This window comes from Cumulibacter soli, from assembly GCF_004382795.1.
GTDB lineage: Bacteria > Actinomycetota > Actinomycetes > Mycobacteriales > Antricoccaceae > Cumulibacter > Cumulibacter soli.
This window is the reverse complement of the sequence record NZ_SMSG01000001.1, coordinates 510,170-528,723: the sequence shown is the minus strand read 5'-3', so window position 1 is coordinate 528,723 and position 18,554 is coordinate 510,170. Positions and strand designations below refer to the sequence as shown.

The 18,554-nt window shown below is 64.2% G+C and carries 21 protein-coding genes and 1 tRNA gene; 16 read left to right on the top strand and 6 right to left on the bottom strand.

Features of this window, described 5'->3' with window-relative positions:
• Window positions 1-125: 125 nt before the first annotated feature.
• The 5 genes from E1H16_RS18555 to E1H16_RS02580 all read left to right on the top strand — a co-directional run bounded on the left by E1H16_RS18555 (window position 126) and on the right by E1H16_RS02580 (window position 3,427).
• A complete protein-coding gene (locus E1H16_RS18555; protein ID WP_134322108.1) occupies window positions 126-899 on the top strand; it encodes a hypothetical protein in 774 nt (257 codons plus the stop codon).
• A gap of 12 nt (window positions 900-911) precedes the next feature.
• Window positions 912-1,415, top strand: a complete 504-nt coding sequence (locus tag E1H16_RS02595) for a DUF1707 domain-containing protein (protein WP_134322107.1) — start codon at window positions 912-914, stop codon at window positions 1,413-1,415.
• A 266-nt stretch (window positions 1,416-1,681) separates the two neighbouring features.
• The gene (locus tag E1H16_RS02590) at window positions 1,682-2,524 is read left to right on the top strand and encodes a PSP1 domain-containing protein (protein WP_134322106.1); all 843 of its coding nucleotides are present in this window, start codon (window positions 1,682-1,684) and stop codon (window positions 2,522-2,524) included.
• Between the two features lie 62 nt (window positions 2,525-2,586).
• A tRNA-Thr gene (locus tag E1H16_RS02585) sits at window positions 2,587-2,659 on the top strand.
• A 186-nt stretch (window positions 2,660-2,845) separates the two neighbouring features.
• Window positions 2,846-3,427 (top strand): suppressor of fused domain protein, encoded by a 582-nt coding sequence (locus tag E1H16_RS02580; RefSeq protein ID WP_134322105.1) that lies wholly within the window; start codon window positions 2,846-2,848, stop codon window positions 3,425-3,427.
• Window positions 3,428-3,487: 60 nt separating this feature from the next.
• Here the strand turns inward: E1H16_RS02580 and E1H16_RS18325 are convergent, their stop codons facing one another.
• Together E1H16_RS18325 and E1H16_RS02575 are read right to left on the bottom strand one after the other, a co-directional pair.
• A complete protein-coding gene (locus E1H16_RS18325) occupies window positions 3,488-3,643 on the bottom strand; it encodes a hypothetical protein (RefSeq protein WP_166741555.1) in 156 nt (51 codons plus the stop codon).
• Between the two features lie 88 nt (window positions 3,644-3,731).
• A complete protein-coding gene (locus E1H16_RS02575) occupies window positions 3,732-4,394 on the bottom strand; it encodes a response regulator transcription factor (RefSeq protein ID WP_134322104.1) in 663 nt (220 codons plus the stop codon).
• A gap of 208 nt (window positions 4,395-4,602) precedes the next feature.
• Here E1H16_RS02575 and E1H16_RS02570 point away from each other — a divergent pair, with 208 nt between their 5' ends.
• From E1H16_RS02570 to E1H16_RS02540, 7 genes are all read left to right on the top strand, one after another.
• A complete protein-coding gene (locus tag E1H16_RS02570; protein WP_134322103.1) occupies window positions 4,603-5,838 on the top strand; it encodes a cation:proton antiporter in 1,236 nt (411 codons plus the stop codon).
• Window positions 5,839-5,987: 149 nt separating this feature from the next.
• Window positions 5,988-7,268 carry an acyl-CoA dehydrogenase family protein gene (locus E1H16_RS02565; protein WP_134322102.1) on the top strand — a complete coding sequence of 427 codons (1,281 nt, stop codon included), beginning with the start codon at window positions 5,988-5,990 and terminating at the stop codon, window positions 7,266-7,268.
• Window positions 7,269-7,725: 457 nt separating this feature from the next.
• Window positions 7,726-8,952 (top strand): sensor histidine kinase, encoded by a 1,227-nt coding sequence (locus E1H16_RS02560; protein ID WP_134322101.1) that lies wholly within the window; start codon window positions 7,726-7,728, stop codon window positions 8,950-8,952.
• Window positions 8,953-9,054: 102 nt separating this feature from the next.
• The gene (locus E1H16_RS02555; protein WP_134322100.1) at window positions 9,055-9,708 is read left to right on the top strand and encodes a response regulator transcription factor; all 654 of its coding nucleotides are present in this window, start codon (window positions 9,055-9,057) and stop codon (window positions 9,706-9,708) included.
• Window positions 9,709-9,909: 201 nt separating this feature from the next.
• Entirely contained in the window at window positions 9,910-10,701 is a 792-nt protein-coding gene (locus tag E1H16_RS02550) for an ABC transporter ATP-binding protein (RefSeq protein WP_134322099.1), read from the top strand.
• 11 nt (window positions 10,702-10,712) lie between these two features.
• Complete coding sequence (locus tag E1H16_RS02545) at window positions 10,713-12,641, top strand: FtsX-like permease family protein (protein ID WP_166741590.1); 1,929 nt, start codon at window positions 10,713-10,715, stop codon at window positions 12,639-12,641.
• 167 nt (window positions 12,642-12,808) lie between these two features.
• The gene (locus E1H16_RS02540) at window positions 12,809-13,309 is read left to right on the top strand and encodes a MarR family winged helix-turn-helix transcriptional regulator (protein WP_134322097.1); all 501 of its coding nucleotides are present in this window, start codon (window positions 12,809-12,811) and stop codon (window positions 13,307-13,309) included.
• Here E1H16_RS02540 and E1H16_RS02535 read toward each other — a convergent pair.
• Entirely contained in the window at window positions 13,288-13,764 is a 477-nt protein-coding gene (locus E1H16_RS02535; RefSeq protein WP_134322096.1) for a GNAT family N-acetyltransferase, read from the bottom strand. The genes E1H16_RS02540 and E1H16_RS02535 overlap by 22 nt on opposite strands.
• Window positions 13,765-13,823: 59 nt before the next feature.
• Between E1H16_RS02535 and E1H16_RS02530 the strand changes: the two genes are divergently transcribed.
• From E1H16_RS02530 to E1H16_RS02525, 3 genes are all read left to right on the top strand, one after another.
• Entirely contained in the window at window positions 13,824-14,534 is a 711-nt protein-coding gene (locus E1H16_RS02530; RefSeq protein ID WP_134322095.1) for a VOC family protein, read from the top strand.
• A gap of 122 nt (window positions 14,535-14,656) precedes the next feature.
• Window positions 14,657-14,830, top strand: a complete 174-nt coding sequence (locus tag E1H16_RS18320; protein ID WP_166741589.1) for a hypothetical protein — start codon at window positions 14,657-14,659, stop codon at window positions 14,828-14,830.
• Between the two features lie 140 nt (window positions 14,831-14,970).
• Window positions 14,971-15,486 (top strand): amino-acid N-acetyltransferase, encoded by a 516-nt coding sequence (locus E1H16_RS02525; protein WP_134322094.1) that lies wholly within the window; start codon window positions 14,971-14,973, stop codon window positions 15,484-15,486.
• Between the two features lie 27 nt (window positions 15,487-15,513).
• Here E1H16_RS02525 and E1H16_RS02520 read toward each other — a convergent pair whose 3' ends face one another.
• From E1H16_RS02520 to E1H16_RS02510, 3 genes are read right to left on the bottom strand one after another with little or no spacing between them, the layout of a single operon-like run.
• Window positions 15,514-15,903: a DUF3817 domain-containing protein gene (locus tag E1H16_RS02520; protein WP_208378808.1), complete on the bottom strand. Its 390-nt coding sequence runs from the start codon at window positions 15,901-15,903 to the stop codon at window positions 15,514-15,516.
• A 15-nt stretch (window positions 15,904-15,918) separates the two neighbouring features.
• Entirely contained in the window at window positions 15,919-16,320 is a 402-nt protein-coding gene (locus tag E1H16_RS02515; protein WP_134322093.1) for a hypothetical protein, read from the bottom strand.
• 46 nt (window positions 16,321-16,366) lie between these two features.
• A complete protein-coding gene (locus E1H16_RS02510; RefSeq protein ID WP_134322092.1) occupies window positions 16,367-16,855 on the bottom strand; it encodes an inorganic diphosphatase in 489 nt (162 codons plus the stop codon).
• A 163-nt stretch (window positions 16,856-17,018) separates the two neighbouring features.
• Here E1H16_RS02510 and dacB point away from each other — a divergent pair, with 163 nt between their 5' ends.
• Window positions 17,019-18,398 (top strand): D-alanyl-D-alanine carboxypeptidase/D-alanyl-D-alanine endopeptidase, encoded by a 1,380-nt coding sequence (gene dacB / locus E1H16_RS02505; RefSeq protein ID WP_134322091.1) that lies wholly within the window; start codon window positions 17,019-17,021, stop codon window positions 18,396-18,398.
• Window positions 18,399-18,554: the final 156 nt, after the last annotated feature.

The window sequence follows — 18,554 nt, the reverse complement described above, 5'->3', positions numbered from 1 at the left end:
AGTCGAGATTCTGTTCACGACAGGCGAGGCGTCTCCCGACGTGACGGAGGCTATCGAGCCCGTGGCGCCAAAATGGTGTGCTTTATGGGGTTGCGGTGGCGTCAAAATGCGCGCACCATGGCGTCATGGATATTTCAAAGCACATCGGGAAGGTGCGCGAAGGTATCGACGGCGCGCTCTCTCTTGCGGACGACGCTACGAAAGATGTGGCGTCACGGGTGGCGTCGGCTGCAGAGCCGTCGCTGCGTTTGGCGTTGATCGATGCGGTCACCGAGGCTGCAGATGAAATCAATGACGGTCTATATTCGTCGCGCGTAACGGTCGCGATGGACGGTCTCGATCCCACGTTCGTGGTGCAGCAGACCCAGCCCGAGCCGGACGGCGAACACGTCGACTTCGAACTCATCGACGAGGACGACACCGACGAGGATGTTCTCGAGGACGAGGAAGCCGACGAAACGCTGGTGCGTTTCTCGCTACGGCTGCCGAAGTGGGCTAAAGACAAGGTGGACGATCGCGCGGAGCGGCGCGGGATGTCCACGAATGCCTACCTGACCGAAGTCATCATCGGCGAGATCGCCGGTGGGTGGCCGAAAGGCGGCCCTGAGCGGCCGGGGCCACCGTTCGGGCCCGGCCCGCGTCGCGGGCCAGGACGCGGGGGTTGGGGGCCGGGCGGCTGGATTGATGCCGACACCGCCAACAGCATCGCCAGCGTTCTGTCGGAGGTATTCGGCGGACAGGACCCGCGTCGACCAGGCGGACCGGGCCCCCGCCGGGGCGGGCCGCATCGCGAGGGCCGAGGCCCGCGGCGCGATGGACCCGGAGCCCACCGTGAGGGACGCGGCCCGCACCGCGACGGCTGTGGACCGCGCGGCCGCGACGAAACCGACGACGAGTAAGGGCGAGCCAGGATGACGACAGAGCAACCGATCGACCCGCAGCAGATGCGCGTGGGTCACGCCGATCGGGAAGAAATGGTCAAGCGGTTGTCGCGCGCGCACACGCTGGGGCAACTGCAACTGGACGAGTTCGATTCACGGACTCAACTCGCGTACGACGCGCGGGTGCGCGGTGACTTGGACGCATTGGTGGTGGATCTTCCCGCCGAGGGTGATCGGAATCCAAGGGCCGAGTCAACTGCGTGGGCCGGCAGTGGGCGTCCCGGTGCGGGGCCGGGTTGCCGGCCGCGGCATCCAGGCGTCGACCGCGCCGAATGGCGTGCACACGCCGAGCGCCTGCAGCGCCATCCGAATCGGGTCTGGATCATCATCGGCATACTCGGCGCGCTGTGGCTGATCGGTGGGGTGGTCGGTGGCCCGCTCGGGTTCGTCGGCGGCGTACTTCGCGGAATCCTGACGGTGCTCCTCGTCGTCGGCATCGTGGCCTTGGTGCGTCGTGCCCGTGGACGGCATTGAGCCGCCATGGGTGGGTCGCGGTGTGACGCGGCGTCCGCTGATCGGGTTACCTAGCCGCACGTGCCCGGGCGCCGCATTTGCGTGGAGTTCGTAAATGCGCATTACGGCTTGGAGTTCGTGATTGCGCATTACGTAGCGCGGTTATGCCCCGACTACGGGGTGAAAGTGCGCGCCGAGAGGCGCGAATAACTGATCGGCCTCCGGCAGTGGCGCGGATTTGATTCGCGGACCGCGCACTGGCCGCGGCTACGCGTAGACTCGCGCGAATGGGAATGCTGTGCGCGGTTTCGTTCAACCGCAATGGGCAGCTGTACTACTACGACCCCGGTGACCTCGAAATCGCCATCGGTGACTATGTGCTGGTGCCCGTGGGTGAACGCCCCGAGATGGCGCAGGTGATGTGGGCCGGCGAATGGGTCAGCGAGGACACCAGCGGCTTTGAGCGGTTAGTCGGCCGGGCGACGGACGCCGACGGTAAGCGGGCCCGCGCCGTACGCAAGCACAAGGCGCGAGCTCTGGTCGCGACGCGTCGGCTTGTGCAGGAGCACGACTTGCCGATGAAGATCATCGGCGCCGACGTCAGTATTGCTGATGCACAAGCGAACCCCGACGTCGTGACCGTGTTCTTTTCGGCCTCGCGTCGCGTGGACTTCCGCGCGCTGGTGCGCGATCTCGGTGCCACGCTCACCTGCCGAATCGAGTTGCGCCAGGTGTCGGCCCGCGATGAGGTCAAACTCCAGGGCGCGATCGGTTCCTGCGGACGAGACACCTGCTGCTCGACTTTCTTGAAGGACTTCGAGCCGATCAGTCTCAAGATGGCTCGCGACCAGGATCTGCCGCTGAATCCATTGCGGATCAGCGGAGCGTGTGGCCGGTTGATGTGTTGCTTGAAGTACGAGCATCCGCTGTACGAGAGTTTTCGTAAACGTTCACCCGGGCGCGGCGCGAAGGTTGATACCTCGGTCGGCGCCGGGCGAGTGGTTTCGGAGTCGGTTCCGTCGGATTCGGTCGTCGTACGACTCGACGCTGACGGGTCTCAAGTGACGTGTCCGGTTGCGTCCGTCTGTACCTCGCGTAAGGCTTACGACAGCCGTTCGGACGCGGGCTAGATCACCCCGGCCGGGCTTCGGCGCGGCGGACCCGGTGCGTATACTTACTGATCGCGTCACCCGCCGCCTTAGCTCAGTCGGCAGAGCGATTCACTCGTAATGAATAGGTCTGGGGTTCGATTCCCCAAGGCGGCTCGCATACCGCGCCCCACCTGGCCCCGCCGGGTGGGGCGCATTTTCGCTTTCGGTACGAGGTCGTGCTTGTTGCCGCTGTTGACCCGGATCGTGCGCCGACGGTCACCGCACGGGCAGTACGCGCCATTAGGCTCGGAGTGGGAGCCCCGCCGGGTTCGATACACATGCATCACCGAAGGGGAGTAAGTGATCAATTCTTACGAGGTTGTCGACCGGGTGCTTGCAGGATTCCAGGCCGAGCTTGGGGAAGCCCCGACCACGCGAACCACGCCCGACGGAACCCGTGCCATGGGCATTCTGAAGGTGAGCGATTGCCCGGCGCGAGGAGTCAACTCGTGGGCGAGTGTGGCGGCGAGCGCGTTCGTGACACCGCTTCGTACCCCTGATGGCCGTGGGCTCCGAGTCGAGTTCGTTGCGGCGGTCGATGGCGCTCTCGACCTGTTCGGCGACGCGGTCGCGTCCTGCGGCTTCGAGATCGCCCCGACGATCGATGTACGGCCCGGGACGGTTTATCGTGACGCGGTCTCAAACCGGTATCCGGAGGCCACGACGCCGCACCTGATGTCGGTCCCGCCATTCACTTGGGACGGACGGTTCGCGCAGTACGACGACGATGAGGTACATGTGACCTGGCTACAACTTGTGCCGATCACGGACGACGAGGCAGCGCTGGTAGCCGAGCGTGGAGTGGGCGCCCTCGAGGACGCTTTTATGCGCGCACAGCCCGACCTGTTCGCGATCGATCGCGCCAGCGTACTGGTGAACTGATCAGCGGACGACGTATCGGACGGGTCGCTGAAGGGTGCGAACCGATCCTGTCTGGAGCGGTTAACTCTTGATTTTGCGTTTCGCTGCCCCGTAGAGAGCGGTGCCCACGAACAGCACCAGCCCGATGATTGCGAGCCATAGCAGGCCCTTTACGACGAAGCCGATCACGGAGATTGCAGCCCAGATGATCAGTAGAACCAGAATGAACGTCAGCATGTGTCGACCTTAATAGGTGCTCGTCCTGTGGCGTCGCGCCGATGGTCGGTCAGGCGAGATAGCCGTCGGCGTCCTCGATTCGTCGCGGTTAAGTGAGATAGCCGTCGGCGTCCGCAATACGGCTGAGGTCGAGCTTCGTGTGCGCTGGGCGTCCTACGGCGGCATACTTTGCCTTGACTCGCTTTAGGTACTGCTTGGCCGTGGCCGGTTTGACGCCGATCGAGTCGGCGACTTCCTGCAGGGTGAGTCCCGACGCATAAAGGATCAGCGTCTGTTCCTCCTGAATACTCAGCGGCGGCCGTTCGCTATCGCCAGCGATGATGCCGGCGAGTTCCGGCGTAAGCCACTGCTGGCCACGTAGCGCGTCCCGTACGGCGGCAAGTACGTCGTCCTCGGTGTCTCGTTTGCCGACAACGGCGGTGACTCCAGCGCGCAGCATCGAGCGGACGAGCGCGGGCGAAGTCATAGCCGACAGCACGAGGATCCGCAGTCCGGCCCGAACCAGCGCGGAGGTGACTCGTGGGTCAGCGTTCGCCTGCCGGTCGGCGACGAGATCGAGGATGAGCAGGTGCGGGCGTTGGTGCGGTGGTGCTACACGGAGCCACTGCAGGAATTCAGCCTGGGTGTCGCAGACGTGTACAACTTGTAGGTCGGCTTGGCTCTCCAATAGTTCGGTCGTACGCAGTCGCTGCAATAGATGGTCCTCGACGATCGCCACGCGCGCGATCTGGCCGCGACGATCCCGATTCATCCCGGATCACCTATCTTCTCGTCCTCATCCGACCGGATGAATCTAATCCGAATAGGTGTAGTCGTGCTAGTTATGTCACCCAAGTGGGGGTCATGTGCAGGCGGCACGCGGCCGTCGAGCAGAGCCGCTCGCTAACAGGGCGTGGGCGCGTCGATCAATGCGCAGTCGCCATGGGGTAGAGCCGCCGCGGACCCAGTAGGTTTCTCGTATGGCCGAAGGACACCTGCTACTCGATAACCTCCAGTCGATGTGGTGGATCGCCGCAGCGGCGTTCTTGGCCCCCGTGCTGGCCATCCTCACTCGTCGTGTCGTCCCCGATGTGGTGTGGCTGCTGACCCTTGGCGTGATCATCGGCCCGAACGTGTTCGGTATCGCCGGACAGACCGAGGCGGTTGAGTTCCTGAGCGAACTCGGCGTCGGGTTCCTCTTCCTGCTCGCGGGGTTCGAGCTCAACACGTCGCACATGCGCTCTCGCCAGGGCAAACATGCCGCGCTCACTTGGATCATCTGCGCGGTACTGGGTGTGGGCGCCGGGCTGCTGCTGGTCGATGGTGACGTGCGCGCCGCCATTGTGATCGCGCTGGCGAGTACGTCGACAGCTCTCGGCGTCCTGCTACCTATCCTGAAGGATTCAGGACTCATCGCTAAACCGCTGGGCGCCGCGACCATGGTTCATGGTGCGTGGGGCGAGCTGCTGCCGATCGTCGCTATGTCGCTGCTGCTGTCGACTCGTGGCACCTGGGAAGCAGCCGCCGTACTCATCGTGTTTGCGGTAGCGGCAGTGCTCGCGGTCGTCATTCCGGCGCGGCTCTTTCGTCGTGTGCCACTGCTCGCGAAGGCGTTCTCGTACGCGTCGAATACGACGATGCAGACAACGTTGCGCCTAACGGTGCTTTTGCTTATTACGTTGATGCTGCTGACCGCGGCGCTCGATCTCGACGTCGCGCTAGGCGCCTTCACCGCTGGGATCCTCGGAAATGCGGTGTTCCGGGCATCGGCGCCGAAACATGCCGACGAAATCGCCCACAAACTGGAGATCGTCGGGTTCAGCCTGTTGGTACCGGTGTTCTTCGTGACCAGCGGGATGAACATCGACATCCTTGCGGTGCTGCGAGAGTGGCCGCTGTTGATCGGATTCGTCGCGATGATCGCGATCGTTCGCGGAGCCCCGATCGTGATCCGCGAATTGCTAGTCAAGACCGATTCGGGCATCCGGAGCACCAGTGAGAAGGTATCGCTCGGATTGTTCGCGGCCACCGGCCTACCCATCATCGTCGCCGTCACGCACATCGGCGTCTCGGCGGAGATCATCACCGCGACGAATGCGTCGGTGATGGTCACTGCCGGCGCGGTGACCGTCCTGCTCTTCCCGATGATCGCGCAGCGCCTCACCAGGCGCGCGGCCAGCATGCCAGCGGATCCGCATCCGGACGACGCCCGTTAGGCGAGGCGCCGCGAGCGAATGCGCAGGCGGCGTACGCCGATGCCCGGTTACCCGTCGTGACGTTTATAACGGGCGCTCAGTATGTTGGTGCAGCGCACGCGTGATATACAGCACGTGGTTGTATACCCGCGAACGCAAGGAGCCGACAGATGGCGTACGAGTTCACTCAACAGGGCAAGGACCTTCTGGAGAAGGTCAAGACCTACATGGACGAACACATCTACCCGAACGTAGAGGCGTACCACGAGGAGCAGGAGCGTCTGGGGCACTCGGGCTTCCCGGCGATGCTTGATGACATGAAGAAGGCCGCGCGTGAGCAGGGCCTGTGGAACCTCTTCATTCCGCACCTCGACCCGAACGCGCCTGGCACCAAGTTGTCGAACGTCGACTATGCCCCGATCTCTGAGGAACTGGGCAAGGTCGGGTTCGCCTCGCAGGCGCTCAACTGCGCAGCGCCAGACACCGGCAACATGGAAATCCTGAACCTGTACGGCTCGGAGCGGGTGAAGAAGGACTGGTTTGAGCCGCTGCTGGAAGGCGAGATTCGTTCGGCGTTCTCGATGACCGAGCCTGCGGTGGCGTCCTCGGATGCGACCAACATCGGTCTGCGCATTGAGCGTGATGGCGATGAGTACGTGCTCAACGGTACGAAGTGGTTTTCCTCGGGTGCGGTGCGCGATAACTGCAAGGTCCTGATCGTGATGGGTAAGACGAACCCGAATGCCGCGCGCCACGTGCAGCAGTCGATGATCGTCGTGCCGAAGGACACGCCGGGTATCACGATCGGTCGTCAGCCGCACGTGTTCGGCTTCGATCACAGTGGCGGTCACCCGGAGATCCATTACGAAAATGTGCGTGTTCCGGCCGAGAACCTGCTCGGCGAAGAGGGTTCGGGCTTCGCGATCTCGCAGGCTCGTCTGGGCCCGGGGCGCATTCACCACTGCATGCGGTCGATCGGAGTGGCCGAGCGGGCGCTGGAGTTGATGGTGCAGCGCTCGTTGGAGCGTGAGACGTTCGGCAGTTTGGTGGCGCACAAGGGCCTGGTCCAGGATTGGATTGCCGAAGCGCGCATCAATATCGATATGCACCGCGAGTACGTGCTGCGTACTGCGCACCTGATGGATACCGTGGGCAACAAGGCCGCCGCTACCGAAATCTCGGGTATCAAGGTCGCCGTACCGCGGATGGCGCTGAAGATCATCGATGACGCGATCCAGGTGTTCGGTGCGGCAGGCGTTACCCAGTTCACGCCGCTGGCGGAGATGTACGCGAGCATGCGCACGCTGAAGATTGCCGATGGTCCGGACGAGGTCCACAAGATGACCATTGCTCGCCGCGAGATCCTCAAGCACGACGGCACCTTCAAGATCAACCCGATGCTGGGCTCAGCGAAGAAGACCGAGGACGACGTACCGGTTATGCGCCCCTAGCGCATCACTGCACTACCGAAGCTGCGGCGCACCCTGTCGGGGTGCGCCGCAGTTCGTTTCTATCCCCGGATTACCCGGGACCTCTATCCCCGGCATACACCGGACCGAGATCGCGCCTATTCCCGGACGGCGTGGCGAGTCCACCCGATGCGAGCGGAACCGCCCGCGTGAGCCGGAGTTTGAGTCCAGCAGTCCCGCCCAACGACGACTCAGGCTGCCGACCGAGGACTGATCGGCCTACTGACGTCGCACAGTCGCCGCAAAAGTCGCACTGATGCTGCAAAAGTCGCAGCAATATCGAGGGCGCATCGCTGTATGAGCGATGCCCCCTCGATTTCTCTGCGTTTTTTGCGCAGTCGAGCGCAAGAACCTCGACCTGATCGATCGGCCCGCGGTCAGATCAGGACACGACCGCGGACCGATGTCATCGCTGGTGCGCCTTGACTAGCGTGGAGGGGTGAGCACCCCCGACGTCGCGCCCGCCAACTGGTACGAGCGGCATGTGTTCGTTGTCGATCTGGTGATAGCGATCGTCGCGTTCGTGGTGCTCGGAGTGACGTCCTCGGCGATGATCGTGGCCAGCGACGCAGTTGTGTTTGGCGTGCTGCTGCCGCTGTGCATGTGCGCCGCGCTGGTGTTCCGGCGCACCCGCACCGTCTTATTTGTCAGTCTCGTCGCCGCGATCGCGATCATCGAGATGCTGATATATCCGTATGGCTTGATGACCGCCGCAGACCTGATTGTCCTCGTTGCCGTGCACGCTGCGGCTCGGTACGGGACTCGATGGTTCGCCTACGGGGCGCTCGCCGTCGCCATTGTGGGGGCGTGGTGGGCGACGGTCCAATGGGTTCTCTTTCCGAGCTACGCGACCGGCTATCGAAACGAAGTAGCTCAAGCCCTGTTCGTCGGCACAGCGCTCACGCTGGTCGTGGTCGGGTCCTACGTGCTGGGCCGCACCCAACTGGCGAAGGTGCGCGCGATCGGTGCACAACTTGCCGGCTTGGCCGAACGCAACGATCTGCTGCGGCATGAACATGAACAGCAGCTGCGTCTGGCTACGGAGGAAGAACGCGGCCGGATCGCTGCGGAAACCCACGACATCCTCGCGCATTCGCTCGCGATCATCGTGGCGCAGGCGGACGGCGCCGCCATGGTGGTTGCTAAGAATCCCGGCCGCGCACAGCAGGCGATCGAGCAGATCGCCGAGACCAGTCGTGAGGCGTTGGCCGAGGTTCGGCAGAAGGTCGCTGCGCTACGTCGCGGTGAGGATCCCACCTCCGACCTGGCCCCGGCCAAGTCCCTGACGGATCTACCGGCGCTGATCGAGAACGTCCGCCGCGCCGGGTTGACTGTCACCCTCAGCACGCACGGAGAACTCGATCGCGTCGCGGCTGGTCCGGCGCTTTCGGCGTACCGCATCGTGCAGGAGGCGCTGACGAACGCGCTCAAACACGGCGGACCGCAAGTGAATGCGAATGTTGAGGTGGCGCGTGAAGCACGCGGACTTCGGATCACCGTCGAGGACGACGGACGCGGTGTGGTGCACTCGGACGGCAGTGGCAGCGGGTTGGCCGGAATGCGCGCCCGAGTCGAGCAGTACGGCGGGGTACTCGCGGCCGGCCCGCGGGTAGGCGGCGGATTCCAAGTCCATGCGATGATGCCGCTGCCGGATGCCGCGCCGTGATGTGCAGGCCGATGGCCTCCAGGTCAGGCCGATGACCTCCAGCCCAGCGCGTAACGGCGGGTGTTGGTATGGATGTGGACACAGCGAGCGAATGGAGCGAGGATGACCGTCCGAATCATGCTGGTCGACGATCAGGCGCTGGTCCGCAGCGGCTTCGCGATGGTGATCGATTCGCAGGATGACCTGGAGGTCGTCGCCGAATGCTCCGACGGCTCCGAGGTCGTTAACGCGCTCGCGAGCACCGAGTGCGACCTCATCGTGATGGATATCCGGATGCCCGAACTGGATGGCGTCAGCGCAACCGAGCGGGTGATCGCGGCGTACGGCGATGACGCCCCGAAAATTCTGATCCTAACGACGTTCGACACCGACGAACACCTCGTCTCTGCCTTGCACGCCGGCGCGAGCGGGTTCTTGCTCAAGGGGGCGCGACCGGAGGAGTTGCTGTCCGGGATTCGCTCGATCGCCAGCGGCGACGCCGTGTTGGCGCCGAGTGCCACGAAGAGACTGTTGCAGCAGTTCTCGCCGCGGCCGCCGATCGCGGCCGCTTCCGACGAACGGCTGCAATCGTTGACCGAGCGTGAACGCGAAGTGCTGGCGCAGGTGTGCACCGGCGCCACGAACCCGGAAATCGGCGCGCAGCTCCACATGGCCGAGGGCACCGTGAAGACGCATATCGGGCGGCTGCTGAGCAAGACCGCCTCCCGAGACCGGGTCGGGCTCGTCTTGTTTGCCCACGAAGTCGGGATGCTCTAAGCCAATGCGCCTAACGGATCCCGCGTCGACCGGGGTATCGCTATCGGGCGGATCAGGTACGACCGTGGTCGTACCTGAGGCCTCTCAAAGGGGTACTGCTGGCCACAACAGATCACGACCATAAGTGGATTCCCAGGCACCGATGGGCTCACTAGCGTCGAAGACGTCAACGAGATGTCAACACAGTGAAGGAATCCGCTGATGAGCGCCACCACTGCCCACGGATCGGGTGCGGACGCCCCCGGACCCCAGCGCACCCTGCCTGAGGCCATGCCGGCCGTCCAAGGTCGCGCCCTGCATAAGACCTACGGCGAAGGGGAGCGGGTCGTCCGAGCCCTCGACAACGTGTCTGTGGCGTTCCCCCGCGGGTCGTTCACGGCGATCATGGGCCCATCGGGTTCAGGCAAATCGACCCTCATGCATTGTCTGGCGGGGCTCGACTCCGTCGACAGCGGCGATGTGATTATCGGCGACGCCATGATTACCGGTCGTCCCGACAAGTACGTGACGGAGGTCCGCCGTGACCACGTCGGATTCATCTTCCAATCGTTCAACCTGCTGCCCACGCTCACCGCGGAGCAGAACATCGCGCTGCCGCTTGAACTCGCCGGCCGCCGCGTCGACGAACAGCGACTCGCCGAAATCGCCGGCGCGCTGAATATCGCCGATCGGCTCAGCCACCTACCGGGGCAGCTGTCCGGAGGTCAACAGCAGCGCGTCGCCGTCGCCCGGGCCTTGATCAGTCAACCGGACGTCCTGTTCGCCGACGAACCGACCGGTGCCCTCGATAGCCGCACTGGCCAGCAACTGCTGACCATCCTGCGCAACGCTGCCCGTGAGGGCGGCCAGACGATCGCGATGGTCACGCACGACCCGATCGCCGCGTCGTACGCAGATCACGTACTGCTGCTCAGCGACGGCCGGATCGCCGGCCAGATCCCCAACCCGACCGTCGACTCCGTCGTTGACGCGATGCGCGGACTGGGGGTGTAGCAGCAATGTCTGTGACCAGCAGAGCGGCGTTCGCTGAGCTGAAACACAAGCCCGGACGACTCGCCGCCGTCGTACTCGCCATCGTGATCGGCAGTCTGTTCGCCGTCGCGACCACCGTTTTCTCCTCGACCGCCGGTCGCGCGATCGAAGTTGCTGTCGCCGAGGACCTGCAGAACGCCGACATCGTCGTGAAGGGGTACCCGGACGGTGCCACGGGCATCGAGGACACAAAAGCAGAAATCGCTTCCGTGGACGGCGTACTCGGCGTCGATCCAATCATTTCCTCGTACGTCACGCTCGAGGGATCCTCGAGCCTCACTGGAATCAACGCGCGCGGTATCTTCAGCGATCCGGAACTGGCGTACGCCGAACTCGAATCGGGACAGTGGCCCACGGCCAACAACGAGGTCGCCATTCCGCAGTCCGTCGCGGACGACGCAGGTGTGAAGATCGGCGACACAATCTCCTTCGAGAACCCGGACGGTGATGTGGTGCCGTACACCGTTAGCGGAATCTCCGAGGAGTCATCAGTCGCGGCGCTCACCGGTGCGACCATCTGGCTCACTCCGGAAGCGATGAACGAGGACATTGCCTGGGTGGACAGTTTCGTGGTCCGCGCGGACGATCCCGAAGCGACGTCCCAGGCCTTGCAACAGGCCATGGGCAGCGACTGGGAGGTGCTGACCGGCGCCGAGGCGCGTGCCCAGCTGGTCGATCAAATTAGCGACGGCACGATCGCGATCACGGTGCTGCTCGGCAGCTTCGCGGCCATCGCGTTGGTGGTCGCCGCGATCGTCATCGGCAACACCTTCGTCATTCTGCTGGCACAGCGCCGTCGGCAGATTGCGTTGCAGCGCCTGGTCGGCGCGACCTCACGTCAGATGCGCCGGCAAATCCTCGTCGAGGCGACGGTTATCGGAGTCGGCGGTACCGCGATCGGTGCAATATTAGGAATCTTTGCAGGGTGGGTCGGTGCCGAGGTGTTCGGTGCGGCCGCGGGCGGTCTCGCCCTTGACCCGGTGACGATCGCAATCGCTTGCGCAGCAACCATCGCAGCGACGCTGCTTGGCGCTTACATCCCGATCCGTTCAGCCTGCCGAGTCGCCCCGATCGAAGCGCTTCGCCCGGCCGAGTCACAGGTCGGTGGCGCGAAACTTCCCGTCTGGCGGATCTGCGTCGCCGGCGTCCTGCTCGTGGGCGGATTGGCGATCATGGCGCTCGGTGCGTTCTCGACGCAGGTCGCCATCGCTACCCTCGGCGGTCTGGTGTCGGTGTGCGGTCTGCTGTTCGGTGCCCAATTGCTCGTCGTACCGGTTGGCAAACTGCTGCGGCCGCTGGGTCGGATTGGCGGCACTCCCGGTACGATCGCCGCTCGAGACGTCACTCGGCATGCTGCCCGCGCCACTAACACGGTCGTCGCGATCATCGTCGGGGTCGGGCTTATTTCGATGATCCAGGTGGCCGCGGAGATCACCCGAGCGACCGCGCTCGAGAGTGCACGTGACAGTGACCTACGCGAGGAAATCGAGGCCGTTGTCGACATCATGACGAACGTCGCTACCGGGTTACTGGCCGTGACCGCGATCATCGCGATCGTCGGGATCGCTAATACTCTTGCGTTGTCGGTGATCGAGCGGAAGCGGGAGAGTGGCCTGATGCGGGCGCTGGGCGTCCAGCGTGGCCAGTTGCGCTCGATGATTTCGATCGAAGCCTTCCTGCTGGCGCTGATCGGTGGCGTCATCGGAGTCGTGTTGGGCCTTGGGTATGGCGCCGTTGCGGCGTACTCCGTGCTTGGCGATCGAGACATCACTTACTCGATTCCGTGGGGGATGCTCGGCGGCCTGCTCGCCCTGGCGATCGTCGGCGGTCTGTTGGCCTCCGTACTGCCAGCGATTCGCGCCGGGAAGGTGACCCCGGTCGAGGCGTTAGCGGCGGCATAACTGCACCGAAGGTGAGGGCCTGTACCGCCGAGAGGTGGTGCAGGCCCTCGTGGCGGTTGTGCCGCTGTTGCGCTCAACGCGCCGAGGTGGTGGCGCTGCGGAGTCCTCAACGCGCCGAGGTCGCGGGGCTCCTGGCAGGCCCGCCAGACTTACGCCAGGATGAACGGGTGAGTACACGGTGGCTAAACAAAGAAGAGGCGACGGCCTGGGTACGTCTGGTGGCGCTTCTGGAACTGCTACCGGCTGGACTCGACTCCCAAGTGCGGCGCGATTCTGGCGTCACCAACTTCGAGTTCTACGTGCTGGTGGTGTTGTCGGAGTCTGCTGATCAGCAGTTGCGGATGACCGAGTTGGCCGCGCAGTGCAACGCCAGTCTGCCTCGCTTGTCTCACGTCGTACGCCGGCTTGAATCGCGTGATCTTGTCGAACGAGCGCTCTCCGCGGACGATAGGCGATCGCGAATCGTGCGGCTGTCGGCGACCGGGTTACGCACGCTGGAGGAGACGACGCCGCACCACTTGGAGTACGTCCGCGAACATGTGATCGACGTGCTGACCCCGGAACAGATCGGCCAGCTTCGCGATATCGCTGAGGCGATCCTGAACAAGCTTGACCCCAATGGGGCGTTGGGGCCGATCTACCACCGTCACGACGATCGCGAGGACTGATCGCGTGGTGGTGCGTCGTAGGTGACCCACGTCGTGCGCTCTGCCAAGGTGTCGTATAGCCGTTGCGCGGTGACGTTGTCCGCTGCGGTAATCCAGCGCACCAGACCGAGGCCTTCATCGTGTGCGATACCTTGCAACCGCGTGATGAGAGCGCGTCCGATGCCGAGGCCGCGCACCGAGGGATCGGTGAATAAATCGTCCAGCCACAACCCGGCGCCGCCGGCGAGCGGCCTCGCGTAACGGCGATAGTTCGCGATCCCCACGACGTGTTCGTCGGCGGTAGCCACCAATGAATTCGTCTCGTGACTGTCGTCGTGCACCCACTGCCACACTCGCTGCACTACCTGCTCGTCGGCGGGCTGCCGATAGAACGCACGGTACGCCGCGAAGAGTTCGCGCCACCGCTCGCCGTCCCGCTCGCTCACGGGCCTTACGCGCACTCGCGCCTTATCCATCGCGGATCTCCTTGCTCGCTGGATATCGCAACACCATGGCAAGACGATAGCGTCCGGGTATGAGAATGCGACTTCGTCAGGTGGCGCTTGTAGCGGCCGATCTCGGGCCCGTCGAGCGAGAGATCGAACAACAATTGGGCGTCGAGTTGTGTTACCGCGACCCGGGGGTGGGGCACTTCGGACTGCGTAATGCGCTTTACCCGGTCGGCGACAAGTTACTTGAGGTGGTTTCGCCGACCGAGGACGGCACCACCGCGGGACGGCTGCTGGACAAGCGTGGCGGGGACGGTGGCTACATGGTGATCTTGCAGGTCGATGACCTTGATGCGTTGAAGTCCTCCTTCGAGCCCAACGGCGTCCGCGTCGTGCACGTCGCCCGTGGCGCAGGGATCGAGGGCATCCACCTGCACCCGCGCGATGTCGGCGGGGCGATTCTGTCCGTCGACCGCACCGAGGACTGGGGCGAGTGGGCGTGGGCCGGACCGGACTGGAAGAACCACATCAAGTCCAACGTGGTGACGGACCTGGTCGCGGTCGAGATTCAGGCCGACGACCCCGCGGCGATGGCAGCGCGCTGGGCGCAGGTCCTCGGTCGTTCGGCGGTCGCGGAGGGTGACGCGCACGTCATCGCGCTCGATGAGGGCGCCATTCGGTTCGTGACATTGGCGGATGACCGTGGCGAGGGCGTCTCGGCGATCGATGTTCAGTCCGCCGACGGCTCAACATCCACGTCGATGATCTGCGGGACGCGGGTAAATCGGGTCGCCTGACAAATCGTGCACAGACTCACTGTGATCTGCGGCGTCCGCCACCTGGAATCCACCCACGCGTAACGCGGACGGACGACAATAGGAGACGCAACAACCAATCGATGTACGGGGATGTGTAAACCATGCACGCCACCACGTTGATCGGGTCGCGTCTGGCCCAGTTGGGCTACGCCGACGAGATCCGACAACTCGAATGCGCCAGGGGACCCCTGGTGGCGCGACGCCGGGGAATCGAACTACTGATGTCCACCGAACGACGAACTGTTCCAGAGCGCACCATCGCTCTCACGCGGTAACCGTCACCTACCGACCGCGCCCTTCTCGCCACGCGAGGAGGGCGCGTTCTCTTTCGTCCAAGCGCTCCGCCGCCTCGTGCGGCGTCGCGAACCGAGAGGCGCTGCGTGATCCGTTTGACGTGGCGAGCAAGATTAAGGCCATGAACAGCGCACACCCATCGGAGGTCACGATCCGCCATGCCCGGACGCAAGATGTTCGGCGGATTCGTGAGATCGTCGCGCCGTACGTCGAGAATCGGGTGCTGGTCGCGAAGGAACACGTCGCCTACTTCGAAGGCCTACAGGAGTTTCGGGTCGCTGAGATCGAAGGGCACATAGTCGGCGTCGGTGCGCTGCACGTGTTCTGGGAGGACCTGGCCGAGGTGCGCACACTCGCCGTCGACGGTTCGGTGCGCGGTGCGGGCGTCGGGCATTTGCTGCTCGAACGGCTGGTCGATGACGCGCGTCAGATTGGCGTGCAGCGGGTGTTCTGCCTGACGTTCGAGGTCGACTTTTTCTCCCGGCACGGTTTCCGCGAGATTGACGGGACACCGGTCGATAAGGACGTGTTCGTCGAGTTGCTGCAGTCGCAGGATGACGGCGTTGCCGAATTCCTGGACTTGGCGAGGGTCAAACCGAACACGCTAGGTAATTCTCGCATGCTGCTCGACCTCTGACGACGCGTCGCCGCGTATGTGTCGCGGCTACCAGCCGGGTTCGTTCGCGCGAACCTTGGAGTGCACGACGTGCTCGGTCCAGAACGACACCAGCGGAATCGTGCCACCCAAGACCACCAGCACCGAGCGTACGACGCTCCATTTGCGGTGCATGGCCAAGAACGCGGCGCACACGATGTAGATCATGTACAGCCAGCCGTGCGCGATGCCGATGACGGTGACCGGCGTGCCGTTGTCCCCGAAGTACTTCATCGGCATGGCGATCAGGAACAACGCAGCGAGCGGGACGCCGACGATCCACGCGGAGATTCGGTAGTAACGCAGCAGCCGGTCGGTCTTGGCTTCGGGGCCTCCGGCGCGTTTCGCCTTCAACGCCGCCTTCTTGGCGGCGAGCTTGTCCTCGTTCGTCGTCGTCAAGTCAGAACCCTTTTCTTAGTTGATGCCGGCTTGCTGGTTGAGCACGCGCAGGCGTTCGTTGTACGCCTCAAGTTCCGGATCCGCGATGTTGTGGTACTCGTCGTAGTGCGGGGCCATCGCGATCGCCTTAGGTCGAACCTCGTGCACGATTCGTCCGGGGTCCGGATCGTCATGATGCAGCAGGGGCGGCTCGTCGTGCCCGGGTGGGCGGAACGCGAGGTAGATAGCGCGGACCCACGCCGCGACCCCCATCGCCGCGAACATCGGCCACTGGATGGCGTACAGCCAGTTCTGCCAGTCACCGTCTGCGCCTTCGGCGCGGCTCAACTGCCACTGGAACGCCCAGAGGCAACCGGCGAGCGCCAGGATCGCGAAAATATGCCAAGCGATCCAACCCGGAGTGAAAATGCGGCGCACCCGTCCAGGGTACGCCGCATTCGCCACTTCAAACTGTGACTGTGCTTTAGTGCTCGGCCTTCTTGAACTCTTCGGCGGAGTGCTCAACCATCTTCTTCGCTTCGGCTGCGCCGACCCAGTCCGAGCCGTCGACGTGCTTGCCTGGCTCCAGGTCCTTGTAGTGCTCGAAGAAATGCTTGATCTCGTCCAGCTGGAACTGAGAGACATCGGAGATGTCGTTGACTCCGTCCCAACGGGGATCGCCCGCGGGTACGCACAGGACCTTGTCGTCGCCGCCGGCCTCGTCGACCATGCGGTACATCCCGATCGGGCGGACGCTGATGTAGCAGCCCGGGAACGTCGGCTCCGGCAGCAGTACCAGCGCATCGAGTGGGTCGCCGTCGTCGGCCAGGGTGTCGACGAAGTATCCGTAGTCCGTCGGGTACGCCATTGAGGTGTAGAGGTAGCGATCCAGGTGGACCTTGCCGGTCTCGTGGTCGACCTCGTACTTGTTGCGCGAGCCCTTGGGGATCTCGATCAGGACGTCGTACTCCACTATGATTCCATCTCCTACCCGGGCTCGGGCGTCTCGCGCCATGCGAGGTGGATTTCCGTGACCCGTAGTCTGTTCAGTGCTGTGGTTGACCGCTAGAACTGCAAGGACCCGAGTGACCAAGACCCGAACGCCTCGCCGGCACAGACGTGCAGGGACGATCCGCGTGCTAGGCGCATTCGGCGTGTTGGTGCTCGCGTCGGCGGCCGGCGCCGGCGCGGTTGTTGGTGCTGCAGCCCTAACTGGACCCACTAATTCTGACAGCGCCGCTGACGCGAGCACCAACCAGGCTGCCGCAACGGTCTCGTTGCCGCCGAACGAACCCCCGGCACCGGTGCTTGAGCAGTTGGCCGAGGACGCTCCGATGCCTTCGAGCGCTGGGATGCAGAGCGCGCTCAGCTCAGCATTGAACAACCCCACTCTCGGCGAGGTCGCGGTTGAAGTGATCGATCCGGCCAGCGATATCGTGCTGTATTCCGACCAGGCGAAGGAACCGATGGTGCCGGGATCGGTGATGAAGCTGTACACCGCGGCCGCGGCAGCCGTCGTCCTCGAGCCTGGCAGCCGCATCACCACCTCGGTCGTCGAAGGCGATAGCCCCACCGAGATCGTGGTGGTCGCCGGCGGTGACCCCACGCTCCGCAGCGGCAGTAAGTCGACGTACAACCCGGGGTCCGCGTCGATCAAGCAACTCGCCAACCAACTGAAAGACGCCGGGATCACCGAGGTAACGAAGGTGACCGTCGACAACTCGGTGTTCACCGGTCCGGTGACGGCGTCCGGATGGGGTAAGGGTGACGCGCCGTCGACGTACGCGGCTGAGGTCTACCCGTTCATGACCGACGGCGGCCGCAGTACCCCGTCTAACGATGCCTCGATGCGGCACGCTGACCCCGACTTGTACGCCGCACAATTACTTGCCGACGCCCTCGACAGTCCCGACGCGGACGTCGAACGCGGCGAAGCCGCCGAGGGGGCTCAGCAGCTGGCCGCGGTCGAGTCCGCGCCGATCGAGCAGTTGATCGAACAGATGCTGCTCATCTCCGACAACACGCTCGCCGAATGCTTGGGTCGGTTGGTCGCGCTGGAGACCGGTCACGCGCCGAGCTTCGACGGCGCCACGCAGGCGATCACCGACACGATGCAAGACCTGGGCGTGGATCTGACGGGGTACACGGCGTACGACGCCAGCGGGCTGTCCGTGGACGACCGCACGAGCGCCGCGTCCGTGAGTTCCGTGATGGATAACGTGGTCGATCTGACCGACGCGAACTTGGACGCGGTGGCGTCCGGATTGCCAGTGAGCGGATACAGCGGGACCTTGGCGGACCGCTACCAGAATGGCACTACGGGCGGTGTGGCCGGACGTGTCCGCGGCAAAACCGGCACGTTGACCGGTGTGGCCTCATTGTCCGGGACCGTCGTGACCAACGACGGCCGGCTGCTGGTGTTCTCGTTCATCTCCAACGACGGCGGCGCGCCGGACGCCGCGCGTGAGGCGCTTGATCTCGTAGCGGCAACGATCGCCGGCTGCGGCTGCCACTAACCCGCCTCGGTTATTGGCGATGACCGATCCGCGTGCTCGCCCATTCGGTCGGTCGTTGAGTTAAGGGTGGCGAGGTACGAGACACCGCGCTGTGGAGACGGCGCAGGCCGGCATGTCCGCCCGCCAAGACCGCAGGTGACCGCGTTGTGATGGACC